27 protein-coding genes and 1 pseudogene are annotated in these 26,326 nt (G+C 63.7%); 6 read left to right on the top strand and 22 right to left on the bottom strand.

The genetic code is table 11. The features are described 5' to 3' along the window. Positions 1–223 precede the first annotated feature (223 nt). Entirely contained in the window at positions 224–1,099 is an 876-nt protein-coding gene (locus AAHB08_RS06310) for a CvfB family protein (protein WP_218409845.1), read from the top strand. Between the two features lies 1 nt (position 1,100). Then, a complete protein-coding gene (locus tag AAHB08_RS06305) occupies positions 1,101–1,412 on the top strand; it encodes a DUF1289 domain-containing protein (protein ID WP_202045517.1) in 312 nt (103 codons plus the stop codon). A gap of 45 nt (positions 1,413–1,457) precedes the next feature. On the opposite strand, the gene AAHB08_RS06300 is transcribed toward AAHB08_RS06305, so the two are convergent. The 6 genes from AAHB08_RS06300 to minC form a co-directional block, all read right to left on the bottom strand. Next, positions 1,458–1,781, bottom strand: a complete 324-nt coding sequence (locus tag AAHB08_RS06300) for an HI1450 family dsDNA-mimic protein (protein WP_342058431.1) — start codon at positions 1,779–1,781, stop codon at positions 1,458–1,460. 287 nt (positions 1,782–2,068) lie between these two features. Continuing rightward, positions 2,069–2,776, bottom strand: coding sequence for a monofunctional biosynthetic peptidoglycan transglycosylase (gene mtgA / locus AAHB08_RS06295; RefSeq protein ID WP_265436934.1), 708 nt, complete (start codon positions 2,774–2,776; stop codon positions 2,069–2,071). Between the two features lie 53 nt (positions 2,777–2,829). Next, positions 2,830–3,156 (bottom strand): HI1450 family dsDNA-mimic protein, encoded by a 327-nt coding sequence (locus tag AAHB08_RS06290; RefSeq protein ID WP_202045519.1) that lies wholly within the window; start codon positions 3,154–3,156, stop codon positions 2,830–2,832. A gap of 178 nt (positions 3,157–3,334) precedes the next feature. Further along, positions 3,335–3,604 (bottom strand): cell division topological specificity factor MinE, encoded by a 270-nt coding sequence (minE, locus tag AAHB08_RS06285; protein WP_010674646.1) that lies wholly within the window; start codon positions 3,602–3,604, stop codon positions 3,335–3,337. Between the two features lie 2 nt (positions 3,605–3,606). Then, positions 3,607–4,419 (bottom strand): septum site-determining protein MinD, encoded by an 813-nt coding sequence (gene minD, locus AAHB08_RS06280; protein ID WP_005331693.1) that lies wholly within the window; start codon positions 4,417–4,419, stop codon positions 3,607–3,609. Positions 4,420–4,437: 18 nt separating this feature from the next. Continuing rightward, on the bottom strand, positions 4,438–5,157 hold the full coding sequence (minC, locus tag AAHB08_RS06275; protein ID WP_139438360.1) for a septum site-determining protein MinC: 720 nt from the start codon (positions 5,155–5,157) through the stop codon (positions 4,438–4,440). A 106-nt stretch (positions 5,158–5,263) separates the two neighbouring features. Here minC and AAHB08_RS06270 point away from each other — a divergent pair, with 106 nt between their 5' ends. Both AAHB08_RS06270 and AAHB08_RS06265 read left to right on the top strand, forming a co-directional pair. Beyond that, positions 5,264–5,542 carry a YcgL domain-containing protein gene (locus tag AAHB08_RS06270; protein WP_342058430.1) on the top strand — a complete coding sequence of 93 codons (279 nt, stop codon included), beginning with the start codon at positions 5,264–5,266 and terminating at the stop codon, positions 5,540–5,542. After that, a complete protein-coding gene (locus tag AAHB08_RS06265) occupies positions 5,542–6,501 on the top strand; it encodes a lytic murein transglycosylase (protein WP_342058429.1) in 960 nt (319 codons plus the stop codon). The genes AAHB08_RS06270 and AAHB08_RS06265 overlap by 1 nt, the downstream gene beginning before the upstream one ends. 233 nt (positions 6,502–6,734) lie before the next feature. On the opposite strand, the gene AAHB08_RS06260 is transcribed toward AAHB08_RS06265, so the two are convergent. From AAHB08_RS06260 to ppnP, 3 genes are all read right to left on the bottom strand, one after another. After that, positions 6,735–8,105, bottom strand: a complete 1,371-nt coding sequence (locus tag AAHB08_RS06260) for an L-serine ammonia-lyase (RefSeq protein WP_025326890.1) — start codon at positions 8,103–8,105, stop codon at positions 6,735–6,737. 286 nt (positions 8,106–8,391) lie between these two features. Further along, entirely contained in the window at positions 8,392–9,774 is a 1,383-nt protein-coding gene (locus tag AAHB08_RS06255; RefSeq protein ID WP_319917539.1) for an L-serine ammonia-lyase, read from the bottom strand. Between the two features lie 166 nt (positions 9,775–9,940). Beyond that, positions 9,941–10,225: a pyrimidine/purine nucleoside phosphorylase gene (ppnP, locus tag AAHB08_RS06250; protein WP_162519273.1), complete on the bottom strand. Its 285-nt coding sequence runs from the start codon at positions 10,223–10,225 to the stop codon at positions 9,941–9,943. 269 nt (positions 10,226–10,494) lie between these two features. On the opposite strand from ppnP, the gene AAHB08_RS06245 reads away from it, so the two are divergent. After that, a complete protein-coding gene (locus AAHB08_RS06245; RefSeq protein WP_202045526.1) occupies positions 10,495–11,739 on the top strand; it encodes a dicarboxylate/amino acid:cation symporter in 1,245 nt (414 codons plus the stop codon). A gap of 94 nt (positions 11,740–11,833) precedes the next feature. On the opposite strand, the gene AAHB08_RS06240 is transcribed toward AAHB08_RS06245, so the two are convergent. Continuing rightward, positions 11,834–12,232 (bottom strand): MerR family transcriptional regulator, encoded by a 399-nt coding sequence (locus tag AAHB08_RS06240; protein ID WP_005325128.1) that lies wholly within the window; start codon positions 12,230–12,232, stop codon positions 11,834–11,836. 132 nt (positions 12,233–12,364) lie between these two features. On the opposite strand from AAHB08_RS06240, the gene AAHB08_RS06235 reads away from it, so the two are divergent. Continuing rightward, entirely contained in the window at positions 12,365–13,528 is a 1,164-nt protein-coding gene (locus AAHB08_RS06235) for a thiolase family protein (RefSeq protein ID WP_342058428.1), read from the top strand. A gap of 99 nt (positions 13,529–13,627) precedes the next feature. Here AAHB08_RS06235 and AAHB08_RS06230 read toward each other — a convergent pair whose 3' ends face one another. From AAHB08_RS06230 to AAHB08_RS06170, 12 genes and pseudogenes are all read right to left on the bottom strand, one after another. Then, on the bottom strand, positions 13,628–14,851 hold the full coding sequence (locus tag AAHB08_RS06230; RefSeq protein WP_247626042.1) for an EAL and HDOD domain-containing protein: 1,224 nt from the start codon (positions 14,849–14,851) through the stop codon (positions 13,628–13,630). 114 nt (positions 14,852–14,965) lie between these two features. Further along, positions 14,966–16,222: an OmpP1/FadL family transporter gene (locus AAHB08_RS06225; RefSeq protein ID WP_342058427.1), complete on the bottom strand. Its 1,257-nt coding sequence runs from the start codon at positions 16,220–16,222 to the stop codon at positions 14,966–14,968. 251 nt (positions 16,223–16,473) lie between these two features. Then, entirely contained in the window at positions 16,474–17,760 is a 1,287-nt protein-coding gene (locus tag AAHB08_RS06220) for an outer membrane protein transport protein (protein WP_202045534.1), read from the bottom strand. 408 nt (positions 17,761–18,168) lie between these two features. After that, complete coding sequence (locus AAHB08_RS06215; RefSeq protein WP_342058426.1) at positions 18,169–18,909, bottom strand: DUF3379 domain-containing protein; 741 nt, start codon at positions 18,907–18,909, stop codon at positions 18,169–18,171. Further along, on the bottom strand, positions 18,902–19,492 hold the full coding sequence (locus AAHB08_RS06210) for a sigma-70 family RNA polymerase sigma factor (protein ID WP_342058425.1): 591 nt from the start codon (positions 19,490–19,492) through the stop codon (positions 18,902–18,904). Before AAHB08_RS06210 ends, AAHB08_RS06215 begins: the two co-directional genes overlap by 8 nt. A 39-nt stretch (positions 19,493–19,531) precedes the next feature. Beyond that, positions 19,532–21,067 carry a hypothetical protein gene (locus tag AAHB08_RS06205; protein ID WP_446699517.1) on the bottom strand — a complete coding sequence of 512 codons (1,536 nt, stop codon included), beginning with the start codon at positions 21,065–21,067 and terminating at the stop codon, positions 19,532–19,534. Positions 21,068–21,096: 29 nt separating this feature from the next. Beyond that, the gene (locus AAHB08_RS06200) at positions 21,097–22,572 is read right to left on the bottom strand and encodes a VWA domain-containing protein (protein WP_342058424.1); all 1,476 of its coding nucleotides are present in this window, start codon (positions 22,570–22,572) and stop codon (positions 21,097–21,099) included. Positions 22,573–22,593: 21 nt separating this feature from the next. Next, positions 22,594–23,571 (bottom strand): VWA domain-containing protein, encoded by a 978-nt coding sequence (locus tag AAHB08_RS06195; RefSeq protein WP_342058423.1) that lies wholly within the window; start codon positions 23,569–23,571, stop codon positions 22,594–22,596. Then, entirely contained in the window at positions 23,568–24,131 is a 564-nt protein-coding gene (locus AAHB08_RS06190) for a DUF4381 family protein (RefSeq protein ID WP_342058422.1), read from the bottom strand. The genes AAHB08_RS06195 and AAHB08_RS06190 overlap by 4 nt, the downstream gene beginning before the upstream one ends. Next, the gene (locus AAHB08_RS06185) at positions 24,116–25,006 is read right to left on the bottom strand and encodes a DUF58 domain-containing protein (protein WP_342058421.1); all 891 of its coding nucleotides are present in this window, start codon (positions 25,004–25,006) and stop codon (positions 24,116–24,118) included. Before AAHB08_RS06185 ends, AAHB08_RS06190 begins: the two co-directional genes overlap by 16 nt. 153 nt (positions 25,007–25,159) lie before the next feature. Then, positions 25,160–25,267, bottom strand: a pseudogene (locus AAHB08_RS06175) (AAA family ATPase); the annotation flags it as partial. 3 nt (positions 25,268–25,270) lie between these two features. Beyond that, on the bottom strand, positions 25,271–26,221 hold the full coding sequence (locus tag AAHB08_RS06170; protein ID WP_319917547.1) for an AAA family ATPase: 951 nt from the start codon (positions 26,219–26,221) through the stop codon (positions 25,271–25,273). Positions 26,222–26,326: the final 105 nt, after the last annotated feature.

The following is a 26,326-nucleotide window of genomic DNA, read 5'->3' as shown; positions in this document are numbered from 1 at the left end:
GGTTATTTGCAGCCAAGGGGCGACCGAGTGCTGCTATTATCGCCAGTGCGGAGGCGCCCGGAAGTGAAAATCCTGCGCGGGAACGGGCAAGGGACTAGGTCCTGTCACGGCTCTGGGGTAACATGCGCGCCTGCATGAAAAACCTGAGCCCTTGTCCTCCCTCAGCCGGCGACAGGGGCGGTGCGCATTATTACGGGCCATGAACTGCAGGCCCATCCGGATATTGAAAGAAGAGATCACCATGTTACAGATTGGCAAGATGAACACCCTCACCGTCGTTGAGCTCGAAGACAGAGGCGCCTGGCTGGCCGCGGGGGAATATGGCGAGCTGCTGTTGCCCAGGCGTCAGCTGCCGGAAGGCGTTGCCGAAGATGGCGAGGTGTCCGTCTTTCTCTATCTGGACGCGGATTGCGAGCCGGTGATCACCACCGACAAGCCCTTTGCCATGGTGGGTGACATCGTCGGCCTCAAGGTGGTCAACGCCAACAAGATCGGTGCCTTCCTCGACTGGGGCATGAAAAAGGATCTGTTCGTGCCAAGCCGCGAGCAGAACAAGCCGATGCAGGTGGGCCATGTCTATCTGGTGCACCTGATGCTGGACAACGAGGGGCGCATGGTGGGCACCAGCCGCCTGGAGCGCTTCCTGCGCGTCGATCCCCCCTTCAAGGCCGGTGACGAGGTGACTGCGCTGCCGGGGGAACATACCCCCCTCGGCATCAAGGCCGTGGTCAATGGCCAGTACTCCGGCATGCTGTTCAAGAACGAGGTGTTCGGCCGCCTGATGACGGGCCGACCGCTGACCGCCTGGGTCAAGCAGGTCCGTGAGGATGGCAAGCTGGATCTGACCCTGCAAAAACCGGGGCAGGATCGGATGGATGATGCCGGCGGCCGTATTCTCACCCGCCTGCAGAAGCAGGGCGGCAGCCTGGCGGTGGGGGACAAGAGCGAACCCGAGCTCATCTACAAGATGTTCAACATGAGCAAGGGCACCTTCAAGAAGGCCATCGGCGGGCTCTACAAGCAGGGCAAGATCGTCATCGAAGACAACTGCATCACGCTGGTCGCCGCACAGACCGGCTCGGCGCAGGACGGCGAATAAGGTGCCGAGTCCCTGCATCGGCGACTGCCGGGCCAAGGACGGGCTCTGTCTCGGTTGCGGCCGCACCCTGACCGAGATAGGCCAGTGGTCCGCCATGGACAGCGAGGCCCAGCTGGCCCGCATGGCCGAGCTGGATGGCACGCGCCGCACCCACCAGTGCCCGGGATGCGGCGAGCCGGCGTTTTGCGCCGTCTCCGCCGGTGAACCCATCGAGCGTTGCTGGTGCAGCCAGCTGCCCGCGCTGCCCATGAGCGAGGCGAGCGCCTGCTGGTGCCGCCGCTGTCTGGCCAAGGCCATCGCGGCTCGCCCCTGAAGGGATAAAACGCAGAGACGAAAAAGGCGCCAGGGGCGCCTTTTCTTATGCCTGTTGCTGGCGGTGCCAGCGAACATGGACCTCGTGTTCGCTCTGATCCCGCGGCAGCAGGAAGGTGGCGTAGATCACCTCGAACTCCTCCTGATGATCCAGCAAGCCGACCCACACCTCGGCCCAACGCTCCATGTCGACCGGCACGCCGAGCTCGGTCGACCAGTCGGCGTTGGGCAGGGTTGCCTCGACGGCGCCACGCTGCTCGAATTCGAGGGTGATGTCGACGATTTGTTCGGGGGCCAGCATGTCGGAGGCCTGCTCCAGAAACTGATCATAGGCCCACTCGACCAGCTGATCCGGGCTACGTTGTTCCATGAAATCACTCCAGATACGTCCAGGTTCGCCACTTTACCAAGTATTGGGGATGGCGGCCAGCGCGTGAGGCCGGCAATCCCGTGCTGTCAAATGGCCGAAACAGGGGATAAGGTTAACAGAGCCGCCGCCATCGGGCGGCATCAAGAGGCATGTGGGCAGCATGAAGCGACGACAGCACAGGCGGCAGATCAAGCGGCGACGGGAGACCTGGTGGTGGCACTATCTGCCGCTGCACCGGGAGGTCGTTGGCGGCCATCTGGGGCCGGCCTCCGATCCCGTCGACGAACCTAATCGGCCTCGTGTACCCGGTTCAGGGTGATCTGACCGAGTTGTCCCATCTGACGGCGGATCCAGGCCGAGCGCTGCTGCACATAGGGCGAGGGGGGCTTGACCCGGTAGCGCCAGGGATTGGGCAGGGCGGCGGCCAGCAAGGAGGCCTCGTAGCGGGTCAGACGCGCCGCCGGCTTGCCGAAGTAGTGCCTGGCGGCGGCCTCGGCGCCATAGATGCCGGGCCCGAACTCCACTATGTTCAGATACACCTCGAGGATGCGGGACTTGTCCCAGCCCAGCTCCATCAGCAGGGTGAACCAGGCCTCTATCCCCTTGCGCAGGAAGCTGCGATCGCTCCACATGAAGAGGTTCTTCGCCGTCTGCTGGCTCAGGGTGCTGGCGCCGCGCACCCGCCGGCTCTGCTGGTTGTGCTTGAGGGCCGAGCTGATGGCGTCCATGTCGAAGCCGTTGTGATCGGCGAAGCGCTGATCCTCGGCGGCGATCACCGCCAGTTGCAACTCCCGCGAAATGCGCTCGAGCGGCACCCAGTCGTGCTTGACCTCGGCCACCTTGGCGGGCGGAAACAGCGCCCGCTCGAGGCGCCAGGTCCACATGGGAGGATCGATGAAGCGCAGCAGCGCCACCGAGACGATGGAGCTGACCAGCGCCGCCAGCAGCAGCTTGCCGAGCCAGCCCAGCAGGCGGCGCCAGCGCGTCGGTCTCACGGGCTCAGGCTCTGAGTCCCACTCATAGTGACCGGGATCGTCGGGATCCGGAATTATTGGGGCAGCCATTCGATGTGGCAGAACTTCTCGTCGACACGGCGGGAGAGCAGCATGCGGGCGAACAGGTGCTCATACTCCTGCTCGGCATTGCCAAGGCCAACCCAGATCTCGGCGTACTCGGCATCGCTCACGGCAAACCCCACGTCCGCTTCCCAGTCATCGGCGGGGTCGGTCTCCGCCAGCAGACCGCGGTCGTTGAACGCCTGGTTGAACAGGGCTATTTCCTGCTCGGGCAGGTTGTCCGAGGCCAGCTCCATGAAGAGTTCGAGGGCGGTATCGAGCAGTTCCTCGACGCTGTGCATTTCGTCATTCAAAGGCATAAGAGCTGTGTTCCAGATGAGAGGGAGAGGTCCCGTCGGCAGGGCCGAGGGGGCGGGCAGTATTCTAGCTGGCCCCGCACGCCTTGGCGAGATGCCTCTGCGCCAGGCAATAAAAAACCGGATCCTGACAAAGGATCCGGTCTTCACTGGGGAAAAGGGTCACGCATGGGGCGTCAGCTCATCCCTTCTTCTGGTCGTCGGCGAAGGTGATGTTGAGCTCCAGCACCGACAGCTCGTCACTCTTCTGATCGAGCTGGACGGTGATCTTGTCCGGATCGATCTGCACATATTTACGGATCACGTCGAGGATATCCTGCTTGAGCTGGGGCAGGTAATCCGGCCCCCCTCTGGATGAACGCTCGTGAGCAACGATGATCTGCAACCGCTCTTTGGCCAGTTGTGCGGTGTTCTGTTTCTTGTTGGAACGAAAATAATCCAATAATGACATGTTTAACTCCCGAACAGTCGGCTAAAGAAGCCCTTCTTCTCTTCTTCCAGAAAACGAAAATCCTTGGTATCGCCCAGCAGGCGTGCGACGGCGTCCTCATAGGCCTGACCGGCATCGGACTCCTTGTCCAGAATGACCGGCTCCCCCGAGTTGGAGGCACGCAGCACCGCCTGGGACTCCGGGATCACCCCGAGCAGTTTGATGGCCAGGATCTCCTGCACATCCTGCACGCTCAGCATGTCGCCACGGCTGACGCGGGTCGGGCAGTAGCGGGTCAGCAACAGGTGCTCCTTGATGGGGTCTTCCCCGCGCTCGGCGCGACGGGACTTGGAGGCCAGGATGCCGAGGATGCGGTCCGAGTCACGCACGGAAGAGACTTCCGGGTTGGTGGTGACGATGGCCTCGTCGGCGAAGTAGAGCGCCATCAGGGCGCCAGACTCGATGCCGGCGGGGGAGTCGCAGACGATGTAGTCAAACTTCATCTCCGCCAGCTGATCCAGGATCTTCTCGACCCCTTCACGGGTCAGGGCGTCCTTGTCCCGGGTCTGGGAGGCGGGCAGGATGAAGAGGTTTTCCGAGCGCTTGTCCTTGATGAGGGCCTGGTTGAGGTTGGCCTCACCGTTGATCACGTTGACGAAGTCATACACCACGCGCCGCTCGCAGCCCATGATGAGATCCAGGTTTCGCAGGCCAATGTCAAAATCGATGACCACTGTCTTGTGGCCACGCTGGGCCAAGCCGGTGCTCAGGGCCGCGCTGGTTGTGGTCTTGCCAACGCCACCTTTGCCCGATGTAACGACTATGATTCGCGCCATTCTCGCTTCCTTGTAACTCTATTTGATGCGGTCTATTCGGAGTTGTTCGTTGTCCAGCCGGATATGGACTGGCTCTTGTATCAGGCCTGCCGGCAGTGCATCGCTGAGCTGGAAGGTGCCCGCGATGGAGAGCAGCTCGGCCTGCAATTGCTGGCAGTAAATGCGGGCAAGGGGATTGCCCTTGGCCCCCGCGATGGCACGGCCACGCAGGGCGCCATAAATATGGATGCTGTCGTCGGCGATGACTTCGGCGCCAGGACTGACCGAGCCCAGCACCACCAGGGAGGTGCCGGCAGCATAGATCTGCTGGCCGGAGCGCACCGGCCCGACGTGAACCTTGCTCGGCTCCAGGGGAGCCTGAACCGGGGCGACCGGTGCCACCTCAACGGGTTCAGGCGCTGGCGCCACAGGTTCGGGGTCGGCCTTGCGGCTCTTGCCCGACACCATGACGGCCAGCCCGGCCGCCTTGGCCGCCGTCTTCATCACCTCATCCCGCGCCCCCGTGATGCCGACCAGCACGAAATCTTCCGACTCGACCAGCTCCCTGAGCTGCTCGAAATCGGGGATCTCGCTGAGGCGCTCCACATTGAGGACGAGGGGGGCACAATTAAAAAACTGGGGCGCCTGCGCGACCTTGGCCTCCAGCAGTTGTCGGATCCGGTCCGGATTGCCATCGCTGAGATGCAACACAGAAATAGTGAAGGTGGTCCCTTTCAATTCGTTATCGCGTTCAACCATGAATCTTCCCCGAACCGAGACGGTAATACGTTATTGTTATTCAATTCCTGATGTTATAGTTTGCCACCACCAGAGGCAATGAACCCGTCGGATTATATCAATTTCCATGTTGTGTGCAGTCTATAAAAGTCGCAAAAAAGCCGAGACCTATCTCTTTATTGAAAGAAGAGAGGACTTTTCCCGTGTGCCAGAGGCACTGATGAGTACCTTCGGACGCCCCGAGCTGGTCTTGATGACCAAGCTGGACCTGGCCAAGCCCCTGGGGATCGCCTCCACCGAGCGGGTGATGGCGGCCTTGCAGAGCCAGGGCTTCTACCTGCAGGTGCCCCCGCCGCCGGAAAATCTGCTGGAGCAGCACAAGGCACAAATAAAGGGCACCCGCTGATGCAGGGTCGGCTGGCACTGTTATTGTTGAGCGCACTATTAAGTGCGCCCCTGCAGGCTGGCGTCGATTTTGACCATTATGTGACGAGTCTCAAACAGCAGGCTTTGGCGGCCGGCATCCAGCCTGCGACGGTAACGGCCGCCTTTGCCGATATTCGCCTCATAGAGGCGGCCATCAAGCACGACAAAAATCAGCCGGAATTCAAACTGACCCTGGATTCCTATATTCCCCGCGCCGTGCCCCAATGGAAAGTCAAGCAAGCCCGGGCCTTATATCGCCAGCATCTGCCGTTGCTCACGAAAATAGGTGATGAATATGGGGTGCAGCCCCGTTTTATTGTCGCCTTGTGGGGCATAGAAACCAATTTCGGCAAGCTCACCGGTAATTTCCCGCTGATCTCCTCACTGGCGACCCTGGCCTGGGAAGGACGACGGGAAGCCTTCTTCAAGGAGCAGCTGTTCGATGCCCTGCGCATCATAGAGCAGGGGCACGTGAGCCCCGCCGCCTTCAAGGGCTCCTGGGCGGGTGCCATGGGGCAGGTGCAGTTCATGCCCTCGTCCTTCCTCAAATACGCGGTCGATCAGGACGGGGATGGCAGGAAGGATCTGTGGGGCAATCTCGCGGATGTGTTTGGATCGGCAGCCAATTATCTGCACCAGAACGGTTGGCGCGAGGATCAGACCTGGGGACGGCGGGTGAAGGTGCCTGAGGCCCTCAATCCTGCCCTGTTCGGGCTGGAGCAGCGCAAGCCGCTGTCGGCCTGGCAAGCCCTCGGGGTGCGGCAACTGGACGGCTCGCCGCTGCCGAAGGTCGATATGCAGGCCTCCCTCATTCGGCCCGATGACGTCCATGGCCGCAGTTACCTTGCCTATGACAATTATCGGGTGCTGCGCCACTGGAACCGCTCCCCCTATTTCGTGGTGGCGGTCGGCACCCTGGCGGATCGGATAGTGGAATAAAAGCGGAGTCAGAGCGGGAAAGGAGCGAAACAGGATGGCGGGGCAGGTCGCCGAACAAGATAGCAAAATTATCCCTTCAAGCTATGACATCCTGACGGATGAGCCGATCCCATCCGAGTGAATTGCCCGCTTCTTTTTTTATTCTTCATGCCAGTGAGTTTGCCCTTGAGAAAATTCACAGACAAAAAAAGGCGGGAATCTCTCCCGCCTTGTTTGTCTCTGCTGTCTGCCGCTTATTCGCAGGCAACCTGCATCACCTTGATGGCCAGGCCACCGCGGGAGGTCTCACGGTACTTGGAGTCCATGTCCTTACCGGTGATGTACATGGTCTCGATGACCTTGTCCAGGGAGACACGGGGCTTGGAGGTGCGACGCAGGGCCATGCGCGAGGAGTTGACCGCCTTCATGGCGGCGATGGCGTTGCGCTCGATGCAGGGCACCTGTACCTGGCCGGCGACCGGATCGCAGGTCAGACCCAGGTTGTGCTCCATGCCGATCTCGGCCGCTTCACACACCTGCTCCGGGCTGCCGCCCATGAGTTCGGTCAGGCCGGCGGCGGCCATGGAGCAGGAGACACCCACTTCACCCTGGCAACCCACTTCGGCACCGGAGATGGAGGCGTTCATCTTGTAGAGCATGCCGACGGCGGCGGCGGCCAGGTAGAAGCGGGTGTATTCGTCGCGGCCGACCGGCTGGATGAACTTGTCGTAGTAGGCAAGCACGGCCGGGATGATGCCCGCGGCACCATTGGTCGGAGCCGTGACGACGCGGCCACCGGCGGCGTTCTCTTCACTCACCGCCAGGGCGAACATGTTGACCCAGTCGACGATGCTCATGGGGTCGTTGGAGAGATGCTCGTTGGTGGTCAGCTGACGGTAGAGGGGAGCGGCACGGCGCGGCACCCGCAGCGGGCCGGCCAGGACACCCTCGGTGCGGCAGCCGCGCTCTATCCCTTCACGCATGGTGGTCCAGATCTTGCCGAGCTTCTTGTAGATCTCTTCCGGAGTGTTGAAGCACTTCTCGTTCTCCAGCATCAGGGCGGAGATGGAGAGACCGGTCTGGCCGCAGTGGGCGAGCAACTCGGCGGCGCTCTTGAAGGGGTAGTTGACGGTCATGTCGCCGCTGTCGGCCTTGCCGAAGCTCTCTTCGTCGACGATGAAGCCACCGCCGATGGAGTAATAGGTCTTGCTGTAGATGGCCTCGTCTTCGATGAAGGCGGTCAGCTTCATGCCGTTTTCGTGCAGGGGCAGGGCCTCGTCATGGAACACCATGGCGCCTTTCGGGAAGCTGACGGTGTGGCAGTGCAGGCCGATGGGCAGGCGGCCGGTCTGCTCGACCCGGGAGATGAATTCAGGAATGCCGTCGATGTCGACATTTTCCGGCAGGTTACCCGCCAGCCCCATGATGATGGCGGTGTCGGTGTGGTGGCCTTTGCCGGTCCAGGAGAGGGAGCCATAGACGTCAACCTGGATCCGGGTGATGTCACGGATCTTGCCGCTAGCACGCAGATCATCCACGAACTGTTTGGCAGCTTTCATCGGGCCGACAGTGTGGGAAGAGGAGGGGCCAACACCGATTTTGAAGATATCAAAAACGCTGATCATGTAACAATTACCTCAGGGTAGAAGGGGGCGCCATGCCCGCTCGCAGAAAGGGTGATCCATGGGACGGGTCTGTCGTCACAAAGGCCGGGAAACCAGATAACCGCAGTGTAACGGCTTCCTGCCTAAAAAAAGTTGAAATAGATCTATTTTTGTTGAATTGACGGCGCGAGTATAAAATTTATTTTGATGGTTATCCATTTTGTTAAGTGCGAGGCAAACGTTTTGCGAAAAAATACCCGGCCAGGCCGGGTATCTGAGGGTCATCTGAGATCGTTTTTACCCAGGCTTAACATTCGGTGATGTTGACGGCGAGGCCGCCGCGGGCTGTCTCCTTGTACTTGGTCTTCATGTCGTTGCCGGTTTCCCACATGGTCCTGATCACCTTGTCCAGCGACACCTTGTGCTCGCCGGTGCCACGCAGGGCGAGGCGGGCGGCATTGATCGCCTTGACCGCTCCCATGGCGTTGCGCTCGATGCAGGGCACCTGCACCAGGCCGCCGATGGGATCGCAGGTCAAACCTAAGTTGTGCTCCATGCCGATCTCGGCGGCGTTCTCGACCACGGCCGGGCTGCCGCCCAGCAGTTCGGCCAGGGCACCGGCGGCCATGGAGCAGGCGACCCCCACTTCTCCCTGACAACCCACTTCGGCCCCCGACAGTGAGGCGTTCTTCTTGTACAAGATGCCGATGGCGGCGGCGGTGAGGAAGTACTGCATCAGCAGCTCGTCATCCACCTTGCGCACGAAGCGATCGTAATAGTGCAGCACGGCGGGGATGATGCCGGCGGCGCCGTTGGTAGGGGCGGTCACCACCCGGCCACCGGCGGCATTCTCCTCGTTGACGGCCAGGGCAAACAGGTCCACCCACTCCATCACCATCAGGGGATCCTTGTTGAAGTTGGTCTCGCCGCAGAGCTGGCGATAGAGGGCCGGGGCGCGGCGCTTCACCTTGAGCCCCCCCGGCAGCACCCCCTCGCTCCTGCAACCGCGCTCGACGCAGCCCTGCATCGCCTGCCAGATCTTGCGCAGGCCCGCCTTTATCTCGGCTTCGCTGCGAAACACCTTCTCATTGGCCAGCATCAGCCCCGAGATGGAGAGGCCGCTCTCCTGGCAGTGGGCCAGCAGCTGGGCCCCGCTCTCGAAGGGGTAGGGGACGGGGTGGGCGGCATCGAAGCGGGCGGCCTCTTCCCGGGCGTTGGCGAAGTGGCTCTCCTCTATGATGAAGCCGCCCCCGATGGAGTAGTAGGTCTGCTCGAACAGCAGGGTGTCGCCCTCATAGGCGCGCAGCGTCATGCCGTTGGAGTGGGCGGGCAGGGTCTTGCGCCGATTGAAGAGGATGGCGCCGACGCGGGGGAACTGGCTCGGTTGCTCCCCCCCCAGACGCAGGGTCTGGCTGTGCTCCACCTGAGCGAGGAAGGCAGGGATGGCCTCGATGTCCACGGATTCGGGTTCGAAGCCCGCCAGCCCCAGGATGATGGCCTTGCCGGTGCCATGACCCTTGCCGGTCTGGCCGAGGGAGCCGTAGCACTCGACCACGACGCGCCCGGTGCGGGAGAGGAGTGCGCTCTGCTTGAGGGTGTGCACGAAGGCGCAGGCTGCCCGCATCGGCCCCACTGTGTGGGAGGAGGAGGGACCAATCCCGATGGAAAACAGGTCGAAGACACTGATCATGACGTACTCCGATTATGGATTTCGTCTAAACATTGTAAATTTTTTGTAGTCGATGAAAAGGGGGGAAGCGACAGCCTGTGATGGCGGTGTGGAAATGGGGCAAAACAGGGGGATCAGGGGCGCCAGGAGGAGCGGATAGGCAGCTCATGGCACCCCTGCGGGGTTATCAGTCGAGGAACTCGCACAGGTAGGCGGTGGCTGTCTTCACTTCCAGCTTGAAGGAGGAGTGACCGGCCACGTCGAAGGACTCGCCCTGATGGTAGCTGTGCCATTCGTCTTCATCGGCCAGCTGGATGCGAAGGACACCCTTGACCACCGTCATCCGCTCCGGGGCGGCGGTGTTGAACTGGTACTCGCCCGCTTCCATCACGCCGACCGTGGCTTTCTCGCCTTTTTGCTCGAAACCGATAGATTTAACATTTCCGTCAAAATATTCGTTAACTTTCAGCATCTTTTCTTCCCTGTATGCACGTTTGAAGAGCCAAAGTAGCACATTATTTTGGCCATTGTCATGGTGAAACAGGGAAAAAACAGTGAGTTTCTTGTGGGTCTCAACTTTGTGAAAAACCATAAAAATTCGTTTCGTTCAGGGATCCCGATGTTAAACGGGTAATAAATATGAGATAAAGCGCGCCGCCAGAGCAATGGAGAGGATTTGACGCTCTGGGTGGTCATTTACGCTGCAAAAGTGTGAGTAATTGCTTAATAAAGGAACATTCTGTGTTGACAAAAGGATTAATTAAAAATATCGGCTTCCAGGTCGTGGTCGCCATGATCCTGGGGGCGCTGGTGGGTGCCCTCATGGGTGAGCAGGCGACCGTCTTCGCACCCCTGGGTACGCTCTTCATCCAGCTGATCAAGATGCTGGTGATCCCGCTGGTGGCGGTCGCCATCCTGTCCGGGGCCGCCAATCTGGGGGCCAGCCCGGCCGCGGGCAAGATAGGGGTGACCACGCTCGCCTTCTTCCTCGGTACCTCCGCCCTGGCGGTGCTGCTGGCGCTGGTGATGGGTCAAGTCTTCAAGCCCGGTGTCGGGGTCGATTTCGGCTCCACTGCCGCCATGTTCTCCGGTGACTACGCCGACAAGGGCGCCCTGCCGGATGCCGTGGCTACCCTGCTTGGGATGATCCCGACCAATGTGTTCAGCGCCCTGAACGAGGCGAACATACTGCAGATCCTGGTGTTCTGTATGTTCCTCGGCATCGCCCTGGCCAAGCAGCCCCGCGAGCGCGCCAAGCCGCTGGTGGATGGCCTCAACACCCTGGTGGATGCCTTCGTCTGGATGATCAACAAGGTGATGCTGATAGCCCCCATCGGGGTCTTCGGCCTGATGGCCGATGCCATCGGCACCTATGGCTTCGACGTGCTGACCCTGGTGCTCAAGCTGTTCGTGGTCTATGTCGCCGCCATCCTCATCTTCGGCTTCGTGGTCTACCCGATGCTGATCGCCTTCTTCTCCAACACGCCGGTACGCAAGTACTTCTCGGCGATGAAGAAGCCGCAGATCGTGGCCTTCTCTACCGCCTCGTCCATGGCGACCCTGCCGGTCAACATGGAGACCTGCGAGCACGATCTGAAGGTGACCAACGCCACCGCCTCCTTCGTGCTGCCGCTGGGTGCCACCATCAACATGAGCGGCAACGCCATCTATTACGGTCTGGTGGCCATCTTCTTCGCCCAGGTCTACAACATCGATCTCACCATGGGCGCCTGGGCGGCCATCATAGTCACCTCGACCCTGGGTGCCATCGGTCAGGCTGGCGTGCCGGGCCCGAGCTTCCTGGTGGTGGCCGTGCTGCTGGCGGCCGGCATTCCCATCGAGGGGCTGCCGCTGTTGTTCGCGCTGGATCGCCTGTTCGACATGATCCGTACCGCGCTCAACATCACCGGCGATGCGGCTTGCGCCATCATAGTCGATCGCTACAGCCCGGATTACGATCCGAACCGCTGGAGCAAGGAAGCCTGAGACCAGGCCCACTGCCATGAATGACAAGAGGGAGGCGCAAGCCTCCCTCTTTTTATTTGCCTCGGACCGGAATGGTCGTCCCTTCCTTGTCGACTCAGGGAGTCAGCTGGCCCAGCGCCTGCCGGCAGCGCTGCTCGGCCGCCTCCAGCTCCAGCAAGACCATCTGGATGTCTTCCAGCTGCTGCTGCAGCGTCTCCCGCTTGTCGGCCACCAGCCCCAGCATGGTCTGCAACTGGGAGCGACTGCTCTTGTCCGCGTCATAGAGATCGAACAGCTCCCGGATGTCCGCGAGGCTGAAGCCCAGCCGTTTGCCACGCAAGGTCAGCTTGAGGCGCACCCTGTCCTGGCGGCTGTAGATCCGGGTCTGTCCCTGGCGCGTCGGGTTCAGCAGGCCCTGATCCTCGTAGAAGCGGATACTGCGGGTGGTCACATCGAATTCACGGGCCAGCTCGCTGATGCTGAAGGTCCGGGCGTCATCCTTGGATTTGGTCATAGGGCTGTCTTGGCTGTCATCTGGTTGTCAATGCAGGCTGGCACCTTACCCAAACGTCAACTTCCCCGCAAGTCTTGTTCCGGGGACGGCGGCGGCATATGTTATCCCAATGTAACAAGGAGAGTGCGATTGATGGATATAGTGATTGTGGCGGCCAAACGTACCCCCATGGGGGCCTTTCAGGGGGCCCTGAGCGCCTTGAGTGCACCCGAGCTCGGCGCCTGCGCCATCCGCGCCGCCCTGGCGGCGGCCGGAATAGACCCAGCCCGGGTCGATGAGGTCTATCTGGGCAATGTGCTGAGCGCCGGGGTCGGGCAGGCACCGGCCCGCCAGGCGGCACTCAAGGCCGGGCTGCCGGACAGGGTGCCCTGCACCACCGTCAACAAGGTGTGCGGCTCCGGCATGAAGGCGGTGATGCTGGCGGCAGACGGACTGCGGCTGGGGGAGGTGGATGTGGTGGTGGCGGGCGGCATGGAGAGCATGAGCCGGGCCCCCTATCTGCTGGACAAGGCGCGCAGCGGTTTTCGCATGGGCCACCAGAGCGTGCTGGATCACATGTTCCTCGACGGCTTGCAGGATGCCTACGAGGGGCACCTTATGGGCCACTACGCCCAGCTGAGCGCGGACAGGGCCGGGCTGACCCGGGCCGACATGGATGCCTTCGCCATCGCCTCCCTGGAGCGGGCCCTGGCGGCGCAGCGAAGCGGCGCCTTCGGGGCCGAGCTGGCGCCCGTGATGGCCGGGGACACCCTGCTGCTGGCCGACGACGAGCAACCGGGCAAGGCCAGACCCGACAAGATACCGACCCTGAAACCAGCCTTCAGCAAGACGGGCACCATCACGGCGGCCAATGCCAGCTCCATCTCGGACGGGGCGGCGGCACTGGTGCTGATGCGGGCCGAAACCGCCGAGCACCTGGGCTTGCCCGTGCTGGCCAGGGTGGTGGGCTACCAGAGCCATGCCGCCCTGCCGGCGGAGTTTACCAGCGCCCCCGTGGGGGCCATCGACAAGCTGCTGGCCCGGGTGGGCTGGTCGGTGGAGGAGGTGGACCTGTTCGAGGTGAACGAGGCCTTTGCCATGGTGAGCATGCTGGCCATGGCAGGGTGCCAGATCCCCCATCACAAGCTGAACGTGAACGGAGGCGCCTGCGCCCTGGGCCATCCCCTGGGGGCAAGCGGCGCCCGCATCCTGGTCACCCTGATCCATGCCCTGCAGGCGCGGGGCCTGCGGCGAGGGGTGGCGAGCCTGTGCATCGGCGGCGGGGAGGCGACCGCCATGGCCATCGAACTGGGCTGAAAAGCTTCCCCCGACGGCGCAGGCCGATAAACGCACAACGTCCCTCTTGCGGGGACGTTGTCATTTCCGGAGATGGATAGGTGAGCGCGGGGAGTGGGTTCAGTCCGTTCCTTCCATGGCCTGGAGCTGCTGATTGACCCAGGTGGTGGCGGCCAGATAGAGGTGGCTGACCTTCTCTTCATTGAGCCCCAGGCGGGCTGTGCTGGCGGCGATCCGCTGCCAGTTGGCCTTCTCGTACTCTTCACAGAACGCGAGATAGAACCCCAGATTGCCCTTGCGCTCCAGCAGGGCGGCGCGGATCTCGGCGGTCAGGGGTATGGTGCCGAGCAACTGATCCAGCGGTTGCCCCATCAGCACGTCCAGCAGGGAGAAGAGCCCGGTGATGAAGGCTTGCTGCGCCTGCTGGGTGGGGGCATGGGTCTGCGCCAGCAGCTCGCAGAAGCGGGCCCGGATGAGGGACATCTGGTAGAGCTCGGCACTCTTGTCGTGACCGGCGCTGGTGGCGGCGATCAGGGCCACGAAGCGCTTGAGCTGGGCGTGCCCCAGGGAGCTGGCGGCCTGGCGAAACGAGGCGATGGGCTGGGGAAAGCGCTTGAGGTGGTTGACGTAGCGCAGCAGCTTGAGGGAGAGGGAGAGATCCTGGTTGAGCAGCTGCTCTATCTTGTCCAGATCCGGCTCGGCCTGATTGACCACCTTCAGCAGCTGCATCACCACCAGCTGGGTCGGGGGCATGGTGGTCTGCTGCACCATCTGGGGCCGACTGAAGAAGAAGCCCTGGAACAGCGACACTCCCAGCGCCTTCATCCGTTCAAACTCGTCCTTGTCCTCCACCTTTTCGGCGAGGTAGGTGAGCGGCAGGTGGCTATGGGTCTGCATGAACCGCTCTATGCTGGCGAGCGGTGTGGCCCGCAGATCGAACTTGATGATGTGGATGTAGGGCAGGAACCTGTCCCAGGCCGGGACCAGGGTGAAATCATCCAGCGCCAGCCGGTAGCCCAGCCCGTGGAGCTGGATCACCTTGTCCAGCAGGGCATCGTCGGGCTCGGCATCTTCCAGTATCTCGATCACCACCTTGTCCTGGGGCAGGCACTCGGCCAGGCCGTCCAGCAGCAGGGAGTGAGGAAAGTTGATGAAGCAGGGGTGGCCGCCAAGCAGCTGATCGATGTTCTGTTGCAGGAACTGCTCCGTCACCAGTCGGGAGGTGGCCAGCTGGGCGGAGATGGGGGGAAACACATTATCCAGGCTGTCGCGAAACAGCAGCTCATAGGCATGGGTCTTCAATTCCCGATCCAGGATGGGCTGCCTTGCTACATAGGAATACATGCATTTCTCCAGCATGGGTGAAGGCTTGATTCTATGGTGAAGCGGATCACTATGCCAGTGCCGACCGGGTCGAAAAGGTCAGCAACTGGCATAGTGTTGCCAGGGGTGGCGGGATCAGAAGAGGTAGTTGAGCTGCAGACCGGCCAGCCAGGCGTCCCCTTCCGAGGTGCCCTGGAAGGTGGAGGTGGTTTGCGCCATCCCGGGTTTGAGCTGCATGGTTTCGCTCACCTCGACCTTCTTGCCGTCGATCAGGGTCAGCCCCAGATCCAGCGACAGGTTGCTGTCTATCTGGTAACCCACCCCGGCGCTGTACCACACCCGATCCGAGTCCGGGATGGAGATGGTGCGGCGATCGGCGGGAACCGGGCTGCGATCGTAGGCCAGGCCGGAGCGCAGCTGCCACTTCGGATCCAGGCGATAGGTCAGGCCGAAGGCGTAGCGCCAGCTGTCTTCCCAGTGCTCGTCCTTGATGTGCATGGTGCCATGGTGATCGAGCTCGGACTCGAGCTGGACGAACTTGCTCCAGTTGGTCCAGTTGATGCTTGAATGGATCGCAAGGGCCGGGGTCAACTGATGGAACAGGGCCAGCTCCGCGGTGGCGGGCAGGGGCAGATCCAGGGTGCCGGTGTCGGTGAAGGTGCGACCCAGCAGGTCGGTGCCGACGGCATCCCCGGAGAGGGTCAGGTTGACGTCATGGCGATAGGAGAGGCCGAGGCGGGTGGCAGGGGACAGCTCCAGCAGGGTGCCGAGATGCCAGCCAAGGGCCCAGCCATCCCCCTTGAGGTGCTTGGCAATCTTGTTGTTGGAGGGGAAGGTGCCACCCACTTCCCCTTCGCCCTGAATGGCGGAGAGGCCGGCGCCGACCGACCAGTGCTGGTTGATGCGATAGGCCAGGGAGGCGCCGAGATCCACCGTCTTGATGTCGGAGACGTTGCCGAAGTGACCGGCGTTGTAGTTGTCCGGCATCTGGACGCCGAGGCCATAGTAGGAGGTCGCCGCCAGCCCCAGCCACCATTGATCATTCAGGGGCAGGATGAGATAGGCGTTGGGCACCCAGGCACCGTCCGCGATGTCGTTGGCGCTCGCATCCAGGGTCACCGGGCCCTGGGTGGTGGGGACCCGGGTCACCCCCTCGATGTTGACGTCAGGCTGTATATGGATGACGCCGCCGGAGAAGGCGGTGCGCTCGAAACGGGTCATGGCGGCCGCATTGCGGGCGAGCACGCTGGCGTTGTCGGCGATGGCTGCCTCCCCGGCGAAGGCACGGCCCATGCCGGTGGCCGATTGTTCCGCCAGCTGGAAACCGGCCGCCAGGACCTGGCCAGGCAGCAAGATCAGGGCGATGAGGGAGGGCTTGATGGTCGACTGCATTGCTTTTCCTCGGGATGAACTGAGGGTTCATTCTGTGATTCGGTTGGGGGCGGGATTTTATATGGTATGACCAGTAAGGCAACGGGGGCGGGGGCCGAGCGGGCAAAACGGGATTAAATGCTGGAGCGGTTACTTATAACAGTTTGATAAAAAACAAAAAGAGTACAGCTGTTTGCTACAGCTGTGCGCCGAAATGGGGATGTCGCATAAAAAAAGAGCGCCCGGAGGCGCTCTGTTTGATCGCGATGAAATCAGAATTTCATGTTGAACTGGGCGGAAGCCAGGAAGGCGTTGCCGTGGGAGGTGCCCTTCCAGCGTACCGGATCGGTATGGCTGGTCAGACCTTCGTTCACGTCCACTTCCTTGCCGTCCAGGTAGGCCATGCCGAAATCGACGCTCATGTCCTGATCGATGTGGTAGGTGGCGCCGGCGCTGTACCAGACACGGTCGGAGTCAGGAATGCTCAGGCTGCGGTATTCCGGCTCGATCGGGCTGTTGTCGTAGGCGAAGCCGATGCGGGCTTCCCAGGACGGGTTGACGTACCAGGTACCACCGATGGCGTAGCGGGCGGAATCCTTGAACTTCTCGTCTTTTTGCAGGCAGACTCCACCGGCACAGGCGTTGCTGGTGGCCTTGAGCTCCTGGAAGGCGCTCCAGTCGGTCCAGTTGACGGAGTAGTGCACCGCGAACTGCTGGTTCAGACGGTGGTAACCGGCGAACTCGGCCTGGGCAGGCAGATCCAGCTTGAGGTTGCCATCGACGGTCTGGTAACCGGAGGTCAGCCCCTTGAAGTCGCCGTCAAAGCTCAGATCTACCTGGGAGCGGTAGGTCAGGGCCAGGCGGTTGCTGTCGTTGATCTCGTACAGGGCGCCGACGTTCCAGCCAAAGCCCCAGGTATCACCCTTGAGGTGGGCGATGGCGGTGTCGCTGTTGTGAACGATACCGGTTCTGGCGGTCAGGCCCGGAGCCAGGGCACCGGCATAGCGGTTCAACTCGGCCTGGGCATAGACGGCATTGACACCGGCACCCACGCTGAAGTTGGAGTTGATGCGGTAGGCGATGTTGGGGTTGATGTTGAAGGTCAACAGCTCGGTATCACCGGCACCGGCACCGGCCGGGAAGGTCTTGGAGTACTCGGTGGAGAGGCCGTAGTTGGAGAAGAGGCCAATCCCCCAGGCCCACTGATCGTTCAGGGGCTGGATGAAGTAGGTGGCAGGCACGAAGGCATCGGGGGCGATGTCGCTCTCGCTGGCCGATGCCAGCTTGGCCGGACCGGCATAGATGTCACCCGCGACATCCACGTCGGGCTTGATGTAGGTACCGGAAACAGACAATGCCATCTTGTCGAACGTGGTCATGGCGGCCGGGTTGCGGGACAGCACGGACGCGTTGTCGGCGATGGCTGCTTCACCGGCATAGGCGCGGCCCAGACCGGAGGCCGAGTGTTCGTTCAACTGGAACGCGGCGGCGAAGGTCTGAGTGCTGGCCAGGGTGACGGCCGCGGCGATCAGGCTTTTCTTGAAAAAGGCAGTTGTCATAGTGTTCTCTCTTTGTAAGCAGATTTTCTGTCGATATCAGGGCTCTTTGGCCGCTATAGACGACAAGATCTGTTGTTATGTCAGCTTCTTCCCATTCACTTCTGGCGTGATTCTATGGATCTGGTAGGAGGTAAGAAATCAGACCAGTGACAGCAGAATACATAAAAGTTTCCATTGTGTTAATCATTTGTTTTAACTTGCCGTTTAAATAGTCTGTTTTATCCATTATCGGATAAATAACACACAATGAGTTCCTTTTGAATCGTTCAAAAAAAATAGTAAAAATGTGACTTCAGGTGGGTATCAAGCGGGAAGTTGTCGGGATTCTGAGATGAACAGGCAGACAACAGACGGTGTCTGCCTGTGATGTGGAGGGGACGGGGCCAGGTCAGCCCCAGTCAAGATCTGTTAAATGGACCAGTGCAAACGGGACTCAAGCTGCTGGGCAACCGGGGCCAGTGACTCCTGCATGTCTCCAATCAACACCATGTTTGCCCCCTTGAGCGGGAGTATCTCCCCCTTGAGGGTACCGTCTGCAAAATCGGGCTGGATCCTGAGCGGCACATGCTTGGGCACCAGGAACAGGGTGACCGGTCCCATCTTGCCCTGGATCACCATGTGCAGGGCCGGCCCCTGGTAAAAGGCACAGTGATTGACATAGGTGATCTTCATGTCGGACATGTCCATCAGGGTGGCGCCATATTTCTCCATCTTGGCGTTGATGGTCTGCAGGCTCACCTTCTCATCCACCCCCTGGATGAAAGGCTCCTCTCCATAGACGTGGGCCATGGCCACCTGGGCCAGCGACAGCGGCTCCGATGCCGGTGGCCAGCTGATCCAGCGGGTACTCATGCCGAGCAGGAAGGCGACCGAGGCCGCCATGGCGAGGGGGCGCCAGCCTCTGCCTTTGGCCGGGGAGGGCAGTGGCACCACCTCGTCGTCCGCTTCCATCGCCTGGCGGAGCAGGATCCGCTCGGCGAGACCGGCGGGCACCTCCACCTCCAGGGTGCGGCGCAGTTTGCTGTCCAACTGCTTCATCTCGTCCAGATGCTTGCGATTGGCGACAGACGCCTCTGCCGCGGCGAGGAAGGCAGGATCCCTGTCCGTGGGATGGGTGATGGCCCGGCGGCGAAATTCAAGCTCATCCATTGGTGTGACCTCTCTGTTGCTGCGCAGCCTCCATGGCCTCTTTGATCTGGTTGCGAGCCCGGAACAGCCGCGTCATGACGGTGTTCTTGTTCAGGCCGAGCTGGGCGGCGATCTCTTCGCCGCTGAACCCCCCCAGCACCTGCAGCAGCAGGGGTTCCTGATACTCGTCGGGCAGGCGGGCGATGTGGCGCCTAAGCCACTCGTGCTCCATCTCCTGTTCGCTGTGCAGCGCATCCTGATCGCTTTGGGGATGCTCGTCGAGATCGACGAGATCGAACTGCTTGCGCTCGAAGCGCCGGGCATTTTCCCGCCGCAATATGGTGATGAGCCAGGCCTTGGCGGCCTTGTCATCGACCAGGGCGTCGAGCGCCTTCCAGGCTCGCAGGAAGGTCTCCTGCACCAGATCCTCGGCGACTTGGGGATCCCGGCACAGCCAGTAGGCGTAGCGGTAGATGTCCCCGTGCAGGGCGTGCACCAGGGCCTCGTATTTCGTTTGTTTGTCTGCCATATCCCCATAGACCGGGGTGGCCGAGGGATCCTTTCCCGTTCCTGCCTTTTTTTTTCTAAAAAAACCTAACGTCATGAATGCGATTCCTTTTTCATGAGTGGTTTGCCGCAGGCGTCAGGGACGTGCCCACGCCAGTTTTCTGAGGACATAGGCTATCGCAAAAGTCTCCCTGGCGCACAGCGCCCGGGCCAGCCCCTGCCAGTCGACCCCCTGGCTTGCAGCGCCAGGGGCGGCGAAACAGGCCCTGTCCAGATCATCGAGTCGCGCGCCCATACCGGGATCGCCATGGCATGGCAGGCTGGCCAGGTGCTGGCAAGGCTGCCCCCGGCGCAGCGCTGCCCAGGCCAGCAAGGCCCCTCTGGCCAGGTCAGGCTCCCGGGTAGCCAGGGCCCGTTGCAGCCGATAGAAGGCGAGCCAGCGCGGCCCGCCTTGGCACAGGGCGCGCAGCAGCAGCGCCCACAGCACCCAGAGGAGGCTCTCTGTGCCGGGCGCCCTGGCGGGATCGGAGGGAGCGGCGTCGCCCTCGATGTGCAGGGTCTGCGCCGGCAGGCGGGCCTGCTCGATACGCCCGGTCCCGGTGTTGAACCAGGAGAGTGTCACGGCGGGCAGGGTATAGCTGCCTGGGGCTTGTGCGGTCAGGGCCTGGCGCCACTGGCGCTCGAAGCGCAGCGCCCCCTTGGCCACGAAACGCTCCTGCTGCTGCTCGCCGTCCGGTTTCATCGAAAGACCCTGCGGCAATGCCGGGGCCGGGAGCTGTGGCAGGCGGTTGCCATCTCCTCCCTCCATCACCAGGGTGAGGGTGCGGATCACCGGCTCCCCGACGCTGGCTCCCCTGGCCGGGCTGAACTGCTGGCGCAGGCTCAGGCTGCTCGCCACCGGCTCTACCGGTGCCTTGTCCACCTTGACGAAGAGGGTGGCCGCCCTGGCGGAGAGCAGATCCCCTTCGTCGTTTTGCGCGGCAATGTCCGGGTCCTGGGGCAATCGCCCCTGGAAACGGGGGGACTCCAGGGGATGCAGCCCGGGCTCCCTGGCCTGGAGCAGCCACTTGCGGATCAGGCGCCCCGGCATGCCGGGGCTGGCGGGGGACTCCCAGCGATCGTCTCCGAGGCGGCGTATGGTGAAGCCTTGACCGAGGGGCTCGCCGAGGTTGGGGGCCTCCATGTTGGCGGGCAGCCAGAGGCTCAGCTCATAGATGAAGGGTTGCCCCGGGTAGAGGGGGCCCTGATGCAGCACCCTGGCCTGCAGCTCCACGGGGGAGACTCGTGCCTCGGGCTGCGGCATCAGGGTGCCCGTCCGGGGGCGCGCCGGGATGGGCAGTGCGGGCGTCTGTTCGGCGCCGAGGGTCAGGGGCGGCACCTGGCGGGGACTGGTCTCCAGCAGGTGAAGCGGGATCTGCCAGCGGATCAGGCTGCTCACCTCGGTGTTGACGCGACTGATGCTGACCTGGCCTACCGCAAACTGGCGCAGCAGGGGGAGTAGGCTGAGCTCGTCGCCCTTGAGCTCCCCGTCGGCTTCGATGACGAGCAGCCAGTCGCGCTCGCTCTCCCCAGCCAGCAGTTCGGCGCGAGGGGGGGCCGCCTGCACTGGCGCGATCTGTACCTGGACGGCCAGCAGCATGGCGAGCAGCCAGCCGCCGCTTGGCACCTTCATCAACCGGATGAGTGAACGCAGCCAGGGGATCACCAGGGCTCCTCCATCTTGATAAGGGGGCGGCGCTCGGCCTCCTTGCGCAGCCGCTGCTCCAGCAAGAGTACGGGGGGCGCCGGGGGGCGGGGGTTGTCCGGGGCGGCAGAGGGCTCGGGGGGCTCGCCGCTCTCGGGGGCCTGGGCAGAAGGGGCCGCCTGTGGCGGGTTGGCTCGCAGCAGCGCCAGGTTATGGAGGGCATCCTGGTGCCCGGGCTCCCGCTTGAGGGCGGCCAGGTAGGCCAGCTCGGCCCCCTTGAGATCCCCGAGCCAGACCAGCGCATTGCCCCTGTTGTAGTGGGCGGTGGCCGTGTCGGCACGGCCATAGGCGGCGACGGCCCTGGCATAGTCACCGGCCCTGTACCAGGCATTGCCCTGCCAGACGGGGTCCTGGAAGGCGCGAGCTGCCTCCTGATAGCGCCCCTGGGAGAAGGCGTGCCAGCCGGGCGCTTCCTGGGCGGGCCACCAGGGTGCGGGCGCCGCCTGCAGGGGGGGCGGGGGGATGAACACCACCATGAGCAGCAGCAACCAGTGGGCCCCTATGCGGGCCAGCAGCGCCAGGGGCAGCAGAGGAAGCAGCAACCAGGGGCCGAGATCGAGGGACCTGGCCCCGGTCTGGGTCTGGCTCATGGGCAGGGGGGCAAAGGAGGGGAGCCCGGCCTGCAGCCATTGCAGCCTTCCCCCTGTGCTGGCCGCGAGATCCGCCATGGCGGCGCCGTCCGGTGCCGGCAGAGTCTGCCCCAGGGCGCTGCCGAGTCGCCACCCCTCGGCGGGGGGCGGGGGCAGCGCAGCGCTCTCACCGGCATTGGCCAGCAGGATGTCGAGCCGGGGGGACGGCGATTGCGGGCAGAAGAGGGTATCCAGACAGGGCCAGAGATCGGCGATGCGCGTCATCTGGCTCTGTGATAGGCCGTCGGTGATGAGCAGCAGGCGCGCCTGCTGGCCCGGGGGGATCTGCGCCAGGGCCAGTGCCACGGCCCGCTCCGGTGCGCTGCCCTGAAGCGGCATGATGGCCGGGCGCAAGTCCGGCAGCAGCAGCGAGATGGCCTGATGATCCCGGGTAGGGGGCATGGCGAGGTAGGCATCCCCGGCAAACAGGATGAGTCCGAGGGGATGGGGCACCTGCCGGGCCGCTGCCTCGGCCAGCATGTCCTGAAGCAGCAGGCGCACCCGGGTCGCTCGATCCGGGGGCAGATCCTTGGCCTGCATGGAGCTTGAGAGATCCAGCAACCAGAGATCCAGGGCCGAGCTGCTGACGGTCTGGCTCTGCTGGCGCAAGGCGGGGCCCGCGAGTGCCAGGATCACCGGCAGGGTGGCCAGCCAGAGCCAGGGGATGGCCCGGCCCCGGGCCGGCAACAGATAGGCCTGCATGGCGGGGGCCAGCAGGGGGCGCTGCCGACGACGGCGCCACCCCTGCCACAGCCAGGGCAGCAGGGCCAGCAGCCAGAGCGGGCGTAGCAGCATCAGCTCCATATTGACACTCCTTCAAGCCACTTATGCATGGGGCGGCTCCGGCGCGTCTCTGTCCGTTCGCCGCCCCGGCCAGCGCAGTCGGGCCGGCCACACCAGCAGCAGCCAGGCCAGCGCCAGGGGCCAGGGGTAGAGCTCATGGTGGGGACGATAGAGGGTCTGCGGGCGGGCGGCTGGCTCCAGGGTGTCTATGGCCTGATTGATGGCTGAGAGATCGGCCTGGCTGCGGGCGCGAAAATAGCGGCCATGGCCAAGCTCGGCCAGTTGCCGCAACAAGGGTTCATCCAGCTCGGCGCTGGGATCGGCCCCTCCCAGGGGGGAGGCGAAGGTGTCGGGATCGGCCCCCACCCCCAGGGTATAGAGGCGGATGCCTGCGGCGGCGGCCCGCCTGGCCTCGGTCAGGGGCTCTGCGTTGCCCGCGGTGTTGCGCCCGTCCGTCACCAGCAGCAGGGCGGTGGGGCGGTCGGGGTCGGCGTGCTGGCGGGCCAGCAGTATGGCCTCGCCGAGCGCCGTGGTGCGCCCCACCAGATCGAAATCGAGCTCGCGGGTCAGTGCCAGCAGGGCCCGGGTCTCCTGGGTCAGGGGGGAGAGCAGGTAGGCGTGATCCGCAAAGACGATGAGGGCGATGCGATCGCCGGGGCGCTCGCCGATGAGCTGCGCTATCTGCTGGCGCACCGCAGAGAGGCGATCGCGCTGCTCCCCCTCATCCAGCATGTCCTGGGTGCGCATGCTGTCGGAGAGGTCCACCGCCAGGATGAGATCCCGGCTGGCCTGGTAGTGAATGAGGGGGGGCTCCTGCCACTGGGGGCGGCACAGGGCCAGCACCAGGGCACACCAGCACAGGGCCATGCGCCACAGGGGTTGCCCGGCCTGGGGTAGCAGCAGGGGAAAGCCGGCATGGGCCAGCCTGGCGCGGCCGGTGCGGGAGAGCGGGGGCAGGCCGAAGCGCACCAGCAGCGGCAGCGCCAGGGCGAGGGCAAACCAGGGCCAAGCGAGGTTCATCTGGCTCCTCCGCTGCGCCTGCGGCGCCACAGCACAGGGCGCGCCATCCAGTGCGGAGCGCTGACGCAGCGGCGTCCCCAGCTGAGGTAGGCAAGGCGCAGCCGCGCCCGCTGCCCCCCATCCGGCGCGTCCGAGCCATAGAGCCAGCCCGGCCACTGGCGGGCGAACTCACCAAAATGGCAGCCTCCCTGGCGGTCGAGCCAGGCGAGCCACTCCTCCCCTTGCAGGGAACGCGCCTCTGGCCAGCGGGCGATGGCCGCCTCTCTCAGCGCGGCGTGCAGGCCAGGCACCAGATCGGCGGCTTGCCAGTCTATCTGGCGTGCCCAGCGGCGCTGACGCCACAGGGTGTTTATGGTGGCCCCGATCAGCAAGGCGGCGAGCACGGCGATCAGCAGCCAGCCCCAGGCCAGCAGACGGGGATCGCTCGCGCTCTCCAGGAGCGGGCCCGGATGGATGTCGCGAAGCTGTCCCTGGATCTCCTGAAGCCGCGTCAGCGAAGCGATCTCCCCAGGCGGGTGCTGGAGGGGGGGAGTTTGGGGGGCGCTCAGAACAGACGGCATCCAGCCTCCTGCCACTGGCGTTGCAGCGGCAAGCCGTTGTCGAGGCGGTAGAGGCGCTGCACCAGGGGCAACAGCTGCTGCTGGCAGGCGTCGGCCTGCTGCCGCGCCGCGGCCTGGTAGCGCCGGCGAAAGAGGGGCTGTCCGGCGTCGAGCCAGCCGCTGCGCTTGCCCGATTGCACCGCCAGTTGCCCCTGCTCGGGCAGGGCCACCTCCAGGGGATCCCGGATCTGCCAATAGTGGATGTCGTGGCGCTGGCCGAGGCGTTGCAACTGCTGGCTGAGCCCCTGATCCAGGGGCTGATGGTGGCTGATCACTGTGAGTCTGGCGCCATGGGGCAGGCTGAGGCGCGCCAGGGTCTGGGCCAGGGAGCTGGCCAGGGGGGCGCGCTCCAGCCCCGCATCATAGTGGTGACAGAGCGCCTCCAGCAGGGGGATCAGGGAGTCACGCTGAGACTCGCTGCGGGTCTCCACCCCGTGGCAGACCAGGGTGTTTGCCTGCTTCTCCCCCTGCCACAGCAAGGCGGCGGCAAGCTCGCAGCCGAGGCGGGCCTTGAGCTGGGGGCCAGAGCCGAAATACATGGCGGGGGAGAGGTCCAGCAGCAGCCAGTGGGCCTGCTCCTGCTCCTCGGCATACAGCCGGGTGTGGGGGCGGCCTAGGCGGGCGGTGACCCGCCAGTCGATGTGGCGCACCTCGTCCCCGGCCTGGTAGAGGCGCAGCTCACGAAAATTCAGGCCCGGCTGGCGCCCGAGCCGCCCTTGACGAGCCAGGTGAATGCGCGCCCGCTGACCCTGTCTCGCCCAGAGCCGGATGGCGAGCAACCGGGCCAGGGACAGGGCGATGTCGGGATGGGCGCGGGGATCAGCGGATCTGGTCATGGGGGCAGATCATCAGGGGCATGGCACAGTGCTGGTGCGCTGTCAGGGACATGGAATGGCATCCAGCAGACGGGCGATCAGGGTGTCGTTGTCGAGGTTGTCCGCCAGGGCCTGATGGCTCGGGATGAAGCGGTGGCGCTGGACGGCAGGCTGTCAGGGACATGGGATGGCATCCAGCAGGCGGGCGATCAGGGTGTCGTTGTCGAGGTTGTCCGCCAGGGCCTGATGGCTCGGGATGAATCGGTGGCGCTGGACGGCGGGCTGTCAGGGGCATGGGATGGCATCCAGCAGACGGGCGATCAGGGTGTCGTTGTCGAGGTTGTCCGCCAGGGCCTGATAGCTGGGAATGAGGCGGTGACGCAAGATGGCCGGGGCCAGCTGCTGGATGTCTTCCGGCAGCACGAAGTCGCGCCCTGCGAGCCAGGCACGGGCGCGGGCGGCGCGGGCCAGGCCTATGCTGGCCCTGGGGCTGGCACCCACCGCAATGAGGGGTTCGAGCTCGGGGCAGAGACCGCTGCCGGGGCGGGTGGCACAGATCAGCTGCACCAGATAGTGCTCGAGCCGGGTCTGCATCTGAACGGTCTGCACCGCGCTGCGGGCCGAGAGCAAGGCGGCCTGGCTCAGGGTCACGGGGGGCGGCGGCAGGGTGTCGCCCCCGGCGTTGAGCTGCAAGATGGCGAGCTCCATGGCGGGGCTGGGGTAATCCACCATGAGTTTGAGCAGGAAACGGTCGAGCTGGGCCTCCGGCAGGGGATAGGTCCCCTCCTGCTCGATGGGGTTCTGGGTCGCCGCCACCATAAAGAGCGGCGGCAGGCGCCAACTCTTCTTGCCCACCGTGATCTGATGCTCGGCCATGGCCTCCAGCAGGGCGGACTGCACCTTGGCCGGGGCCCGGTTGATCTCGTCCGCCAGCACCAGGTGGTTGAACAAGGGGCCGGGCTGGAACACGAAGCTGGCGTCCTGGGGGTGAAACACCTCGCTGCCGGTGAGATCGGCGGGCAAGAGGTCGGGGGTGAACTGGATGCGGGCGAAGCGCCCCTCGACGGCGCCGGCCAGCGCCTTGACCGCCCGGGTCTTGGCCAGCCCCGGCGCCCCCTCGATCAACACATGTCCTTCACATAGCAGGGCGATCAGCAGCCCCTCGATGAGGGGGCCCTGTCCCAGGATCTGACTGCCAAGATAGTCCCCAAGCGCTCTGAATTCGGCCGCTGCCATGTAATGAACCCGTTGTTTTTATGGAAGTTGATCTTTTTATACTCCAGTTGGCCCCCAAGGGCGAGGGAGGGGACCAAGATGGGGACAATTTAGTTTCAATCAGCC

This window comes from Aeromonas sp. OTU364 (assembly GCF_038440395.1).
Taxonomy (GTDB): Bacteria; Pseudomonadota; Gammaproteobacteria; order Enterobacterales; family Aeromonadaceae; genus Aeromonas.
This window is presented reverse-complemented; position numbering and strand designations above follow the sequence as displayed.

What these genes read in the sequence shown, in the direction of transcription:
- AAHB08_RS06265 (WP_342058429.1), top strand. Translation starts at nt 5,542, where the DNA reads ATGCAGGGTCGGCTGGCACTGTTATTGTTGAGCGCACTATTAAGTGCG.
- AAHB08_RS06260 (WP_025326890.1), bottom strand. Translation starts at nt 8,105, where the DNA reads ATGATCAGCGTTTTTGATATCTTCAAAATCGGTGTTGGCCCCTCCTCT.
- AAHB08_RS06210 (WP_342058425.1), bottom strand. Translation starts at nt 19,492, where the DNA reads ATGACGTTAGGTTTTTTTAGAAAAAAAAAGGCAGGAACGGGAAAGGAT.
- ppnP (WP_162519273.1), bottom strand. Translation starts at nt 10,225, where the DNA reads ATGCTGAAAGTTAACGAATATTTTGACGGAAATGTTAAATCTATCGGT.
- AAHB08_RS06235 (WP_342058428.1), top strand. Translation starts at nt 12,365, where the DNA reads ATGGATATAGTGATTGTGGCGGCCAAACGTACCCCCATGGGGGCCTTT.
- AAHB08_RS06195 (WP_342058423.1), bottom strand. Translation starts at nt 23,571, where the DNA reads ATGAACCTCGCTTGGCCCTGGTTTGCCCTCGCCCTGGCGCTGCCGCTG.
- AAHB08_RS06300 (WP_342058431.1), bottom strand. Translation starts at nt 1,781, where the DNA reads ATGGAACAACGTAGCCCGGATCAGCTGGTCGAGTGGGCCTATGATCAG.
- minD (WP_005331693.1), bottom strand. Translation starts at nt 4,419, where the DNA reads ATGGCGCGAATCATAGTCGTTACATCGGGCAAAGGTGGCGTTGGCAAG.
- AAHB08_RS06185 (WP_342058421.1), bottom strand. Translation starts at nt 25,006, where the DNA reads ATGACCAGATCCGCTGATCCCCGCGCCCATCCCGACATCGCCCTGTCC.
- AAHB08_RS06255 (WP_319917539.1), bottom strand. Translation starts at nt 9,774, where the DNA reads ATGATCAGTGTCTTCGACCTGTTTTCCATCGGGATTGGTCCCTCCTCC.
- AAHB08_RS06230 (WP_247626042.1), bottom strand. Translation starts at nt 14,851, where the DNA reads ATGTATTCCTATGTAGCAAGGCAGCCCATCCTGGATCGGGAATTGAAG.
- minE (WP_010674646.1), bottom strand. Translation starts at nt 3,604, where the DNA reads ATGTCATTATTGGATTATTTTCGTTCCAACAAGAAACAGAACACCGCA.
- minC (WP_139438360.1), bottom strand. Translation starts at nt 5,157, where the DNA reads ATGGTTGAACGCGATAACGAATTGAAAGGGACCACCTTCACTATTTCT.
- AAHB08_RS06200 (WP_342058424.1), bottom strand. Translation starts at nt 22,572, where the DNA reads ATGGAGCTGATGCTGCTACGCCCGCTCTGGCTGCTGGCCCTGCTGCCC.
- AAHB08_RS06225 (WP_342058427.1), bottom strand. Translation starts at nt 16,222, where the DNA reads ATGCAGTCGACCATCAAGCCCTCCCTCATCGCCCTGATCTTGCTGCCT.
- AAHB08_RS06215 (WP_342058426.1), bottom strand. Translation starts at nt 18,909, where the DNA reads ATGGATGAGCTTGAATTTCGCCGCCGGGCCATCACCCATCCCACGGAC.
- AAHB08_RS06170 (WP_319917547.1), bottom strand. Translation starts at nt 26,221, where the DNA reads ATGGCAGCGGCCGAATTCAGAGCGCTTGGGGACTATCTTGGCAGTCAG.
- AAHB08_RS06290 (WP_202045519.1), bottom strand. Translation starts at nt 3,156, where the DNA reads ATGCCTTTGAATGACGAAATGCACAGCGTCGAGGAACTGCTCGATACC.
- AAHB08_RS06220 (WP_202045534.1), bottom strand. Translation starts at nt 17,760, where the DNA reads ATGACAACTGCCTTTTTCAAGAAAAGCCTGATCGCCGCGGCCGTCACC.
- AAHB08_RS06270 (WP_342058430.1), top strand. Translation starts at nt 5,264, where the DNA reads ATGTTGTGTGCAGTCTATAAAAGTCGCAAAAAAGCCGAGACCTATCTC.
- AAHB08_RS06190 (WP_342058422.1), bottom strand. Translation starts at nt 24,131, where the DNA reads ATGCCGTCTGTTCTGAGCGCCCCCCAAACTCCCCCCCTCCAGCACCCG.
- AAHB08_RS06205 (WP_446699517.1), bottom strand. Translation starts at nt 21,067, where the DNA reads ATGAAGGTGCCAAGCGGCGGCTGGCTGCTCGCCATGCTGCTGGCCGTC.
- AAHB08_RS06240 (WP_005325128.1), bottom strand. Translation starts at nt 12,232, where the DNA reads ATGACCAAATCCAAGGATGACGCCCGGACCTTCAGCATCAGCGAGCTG.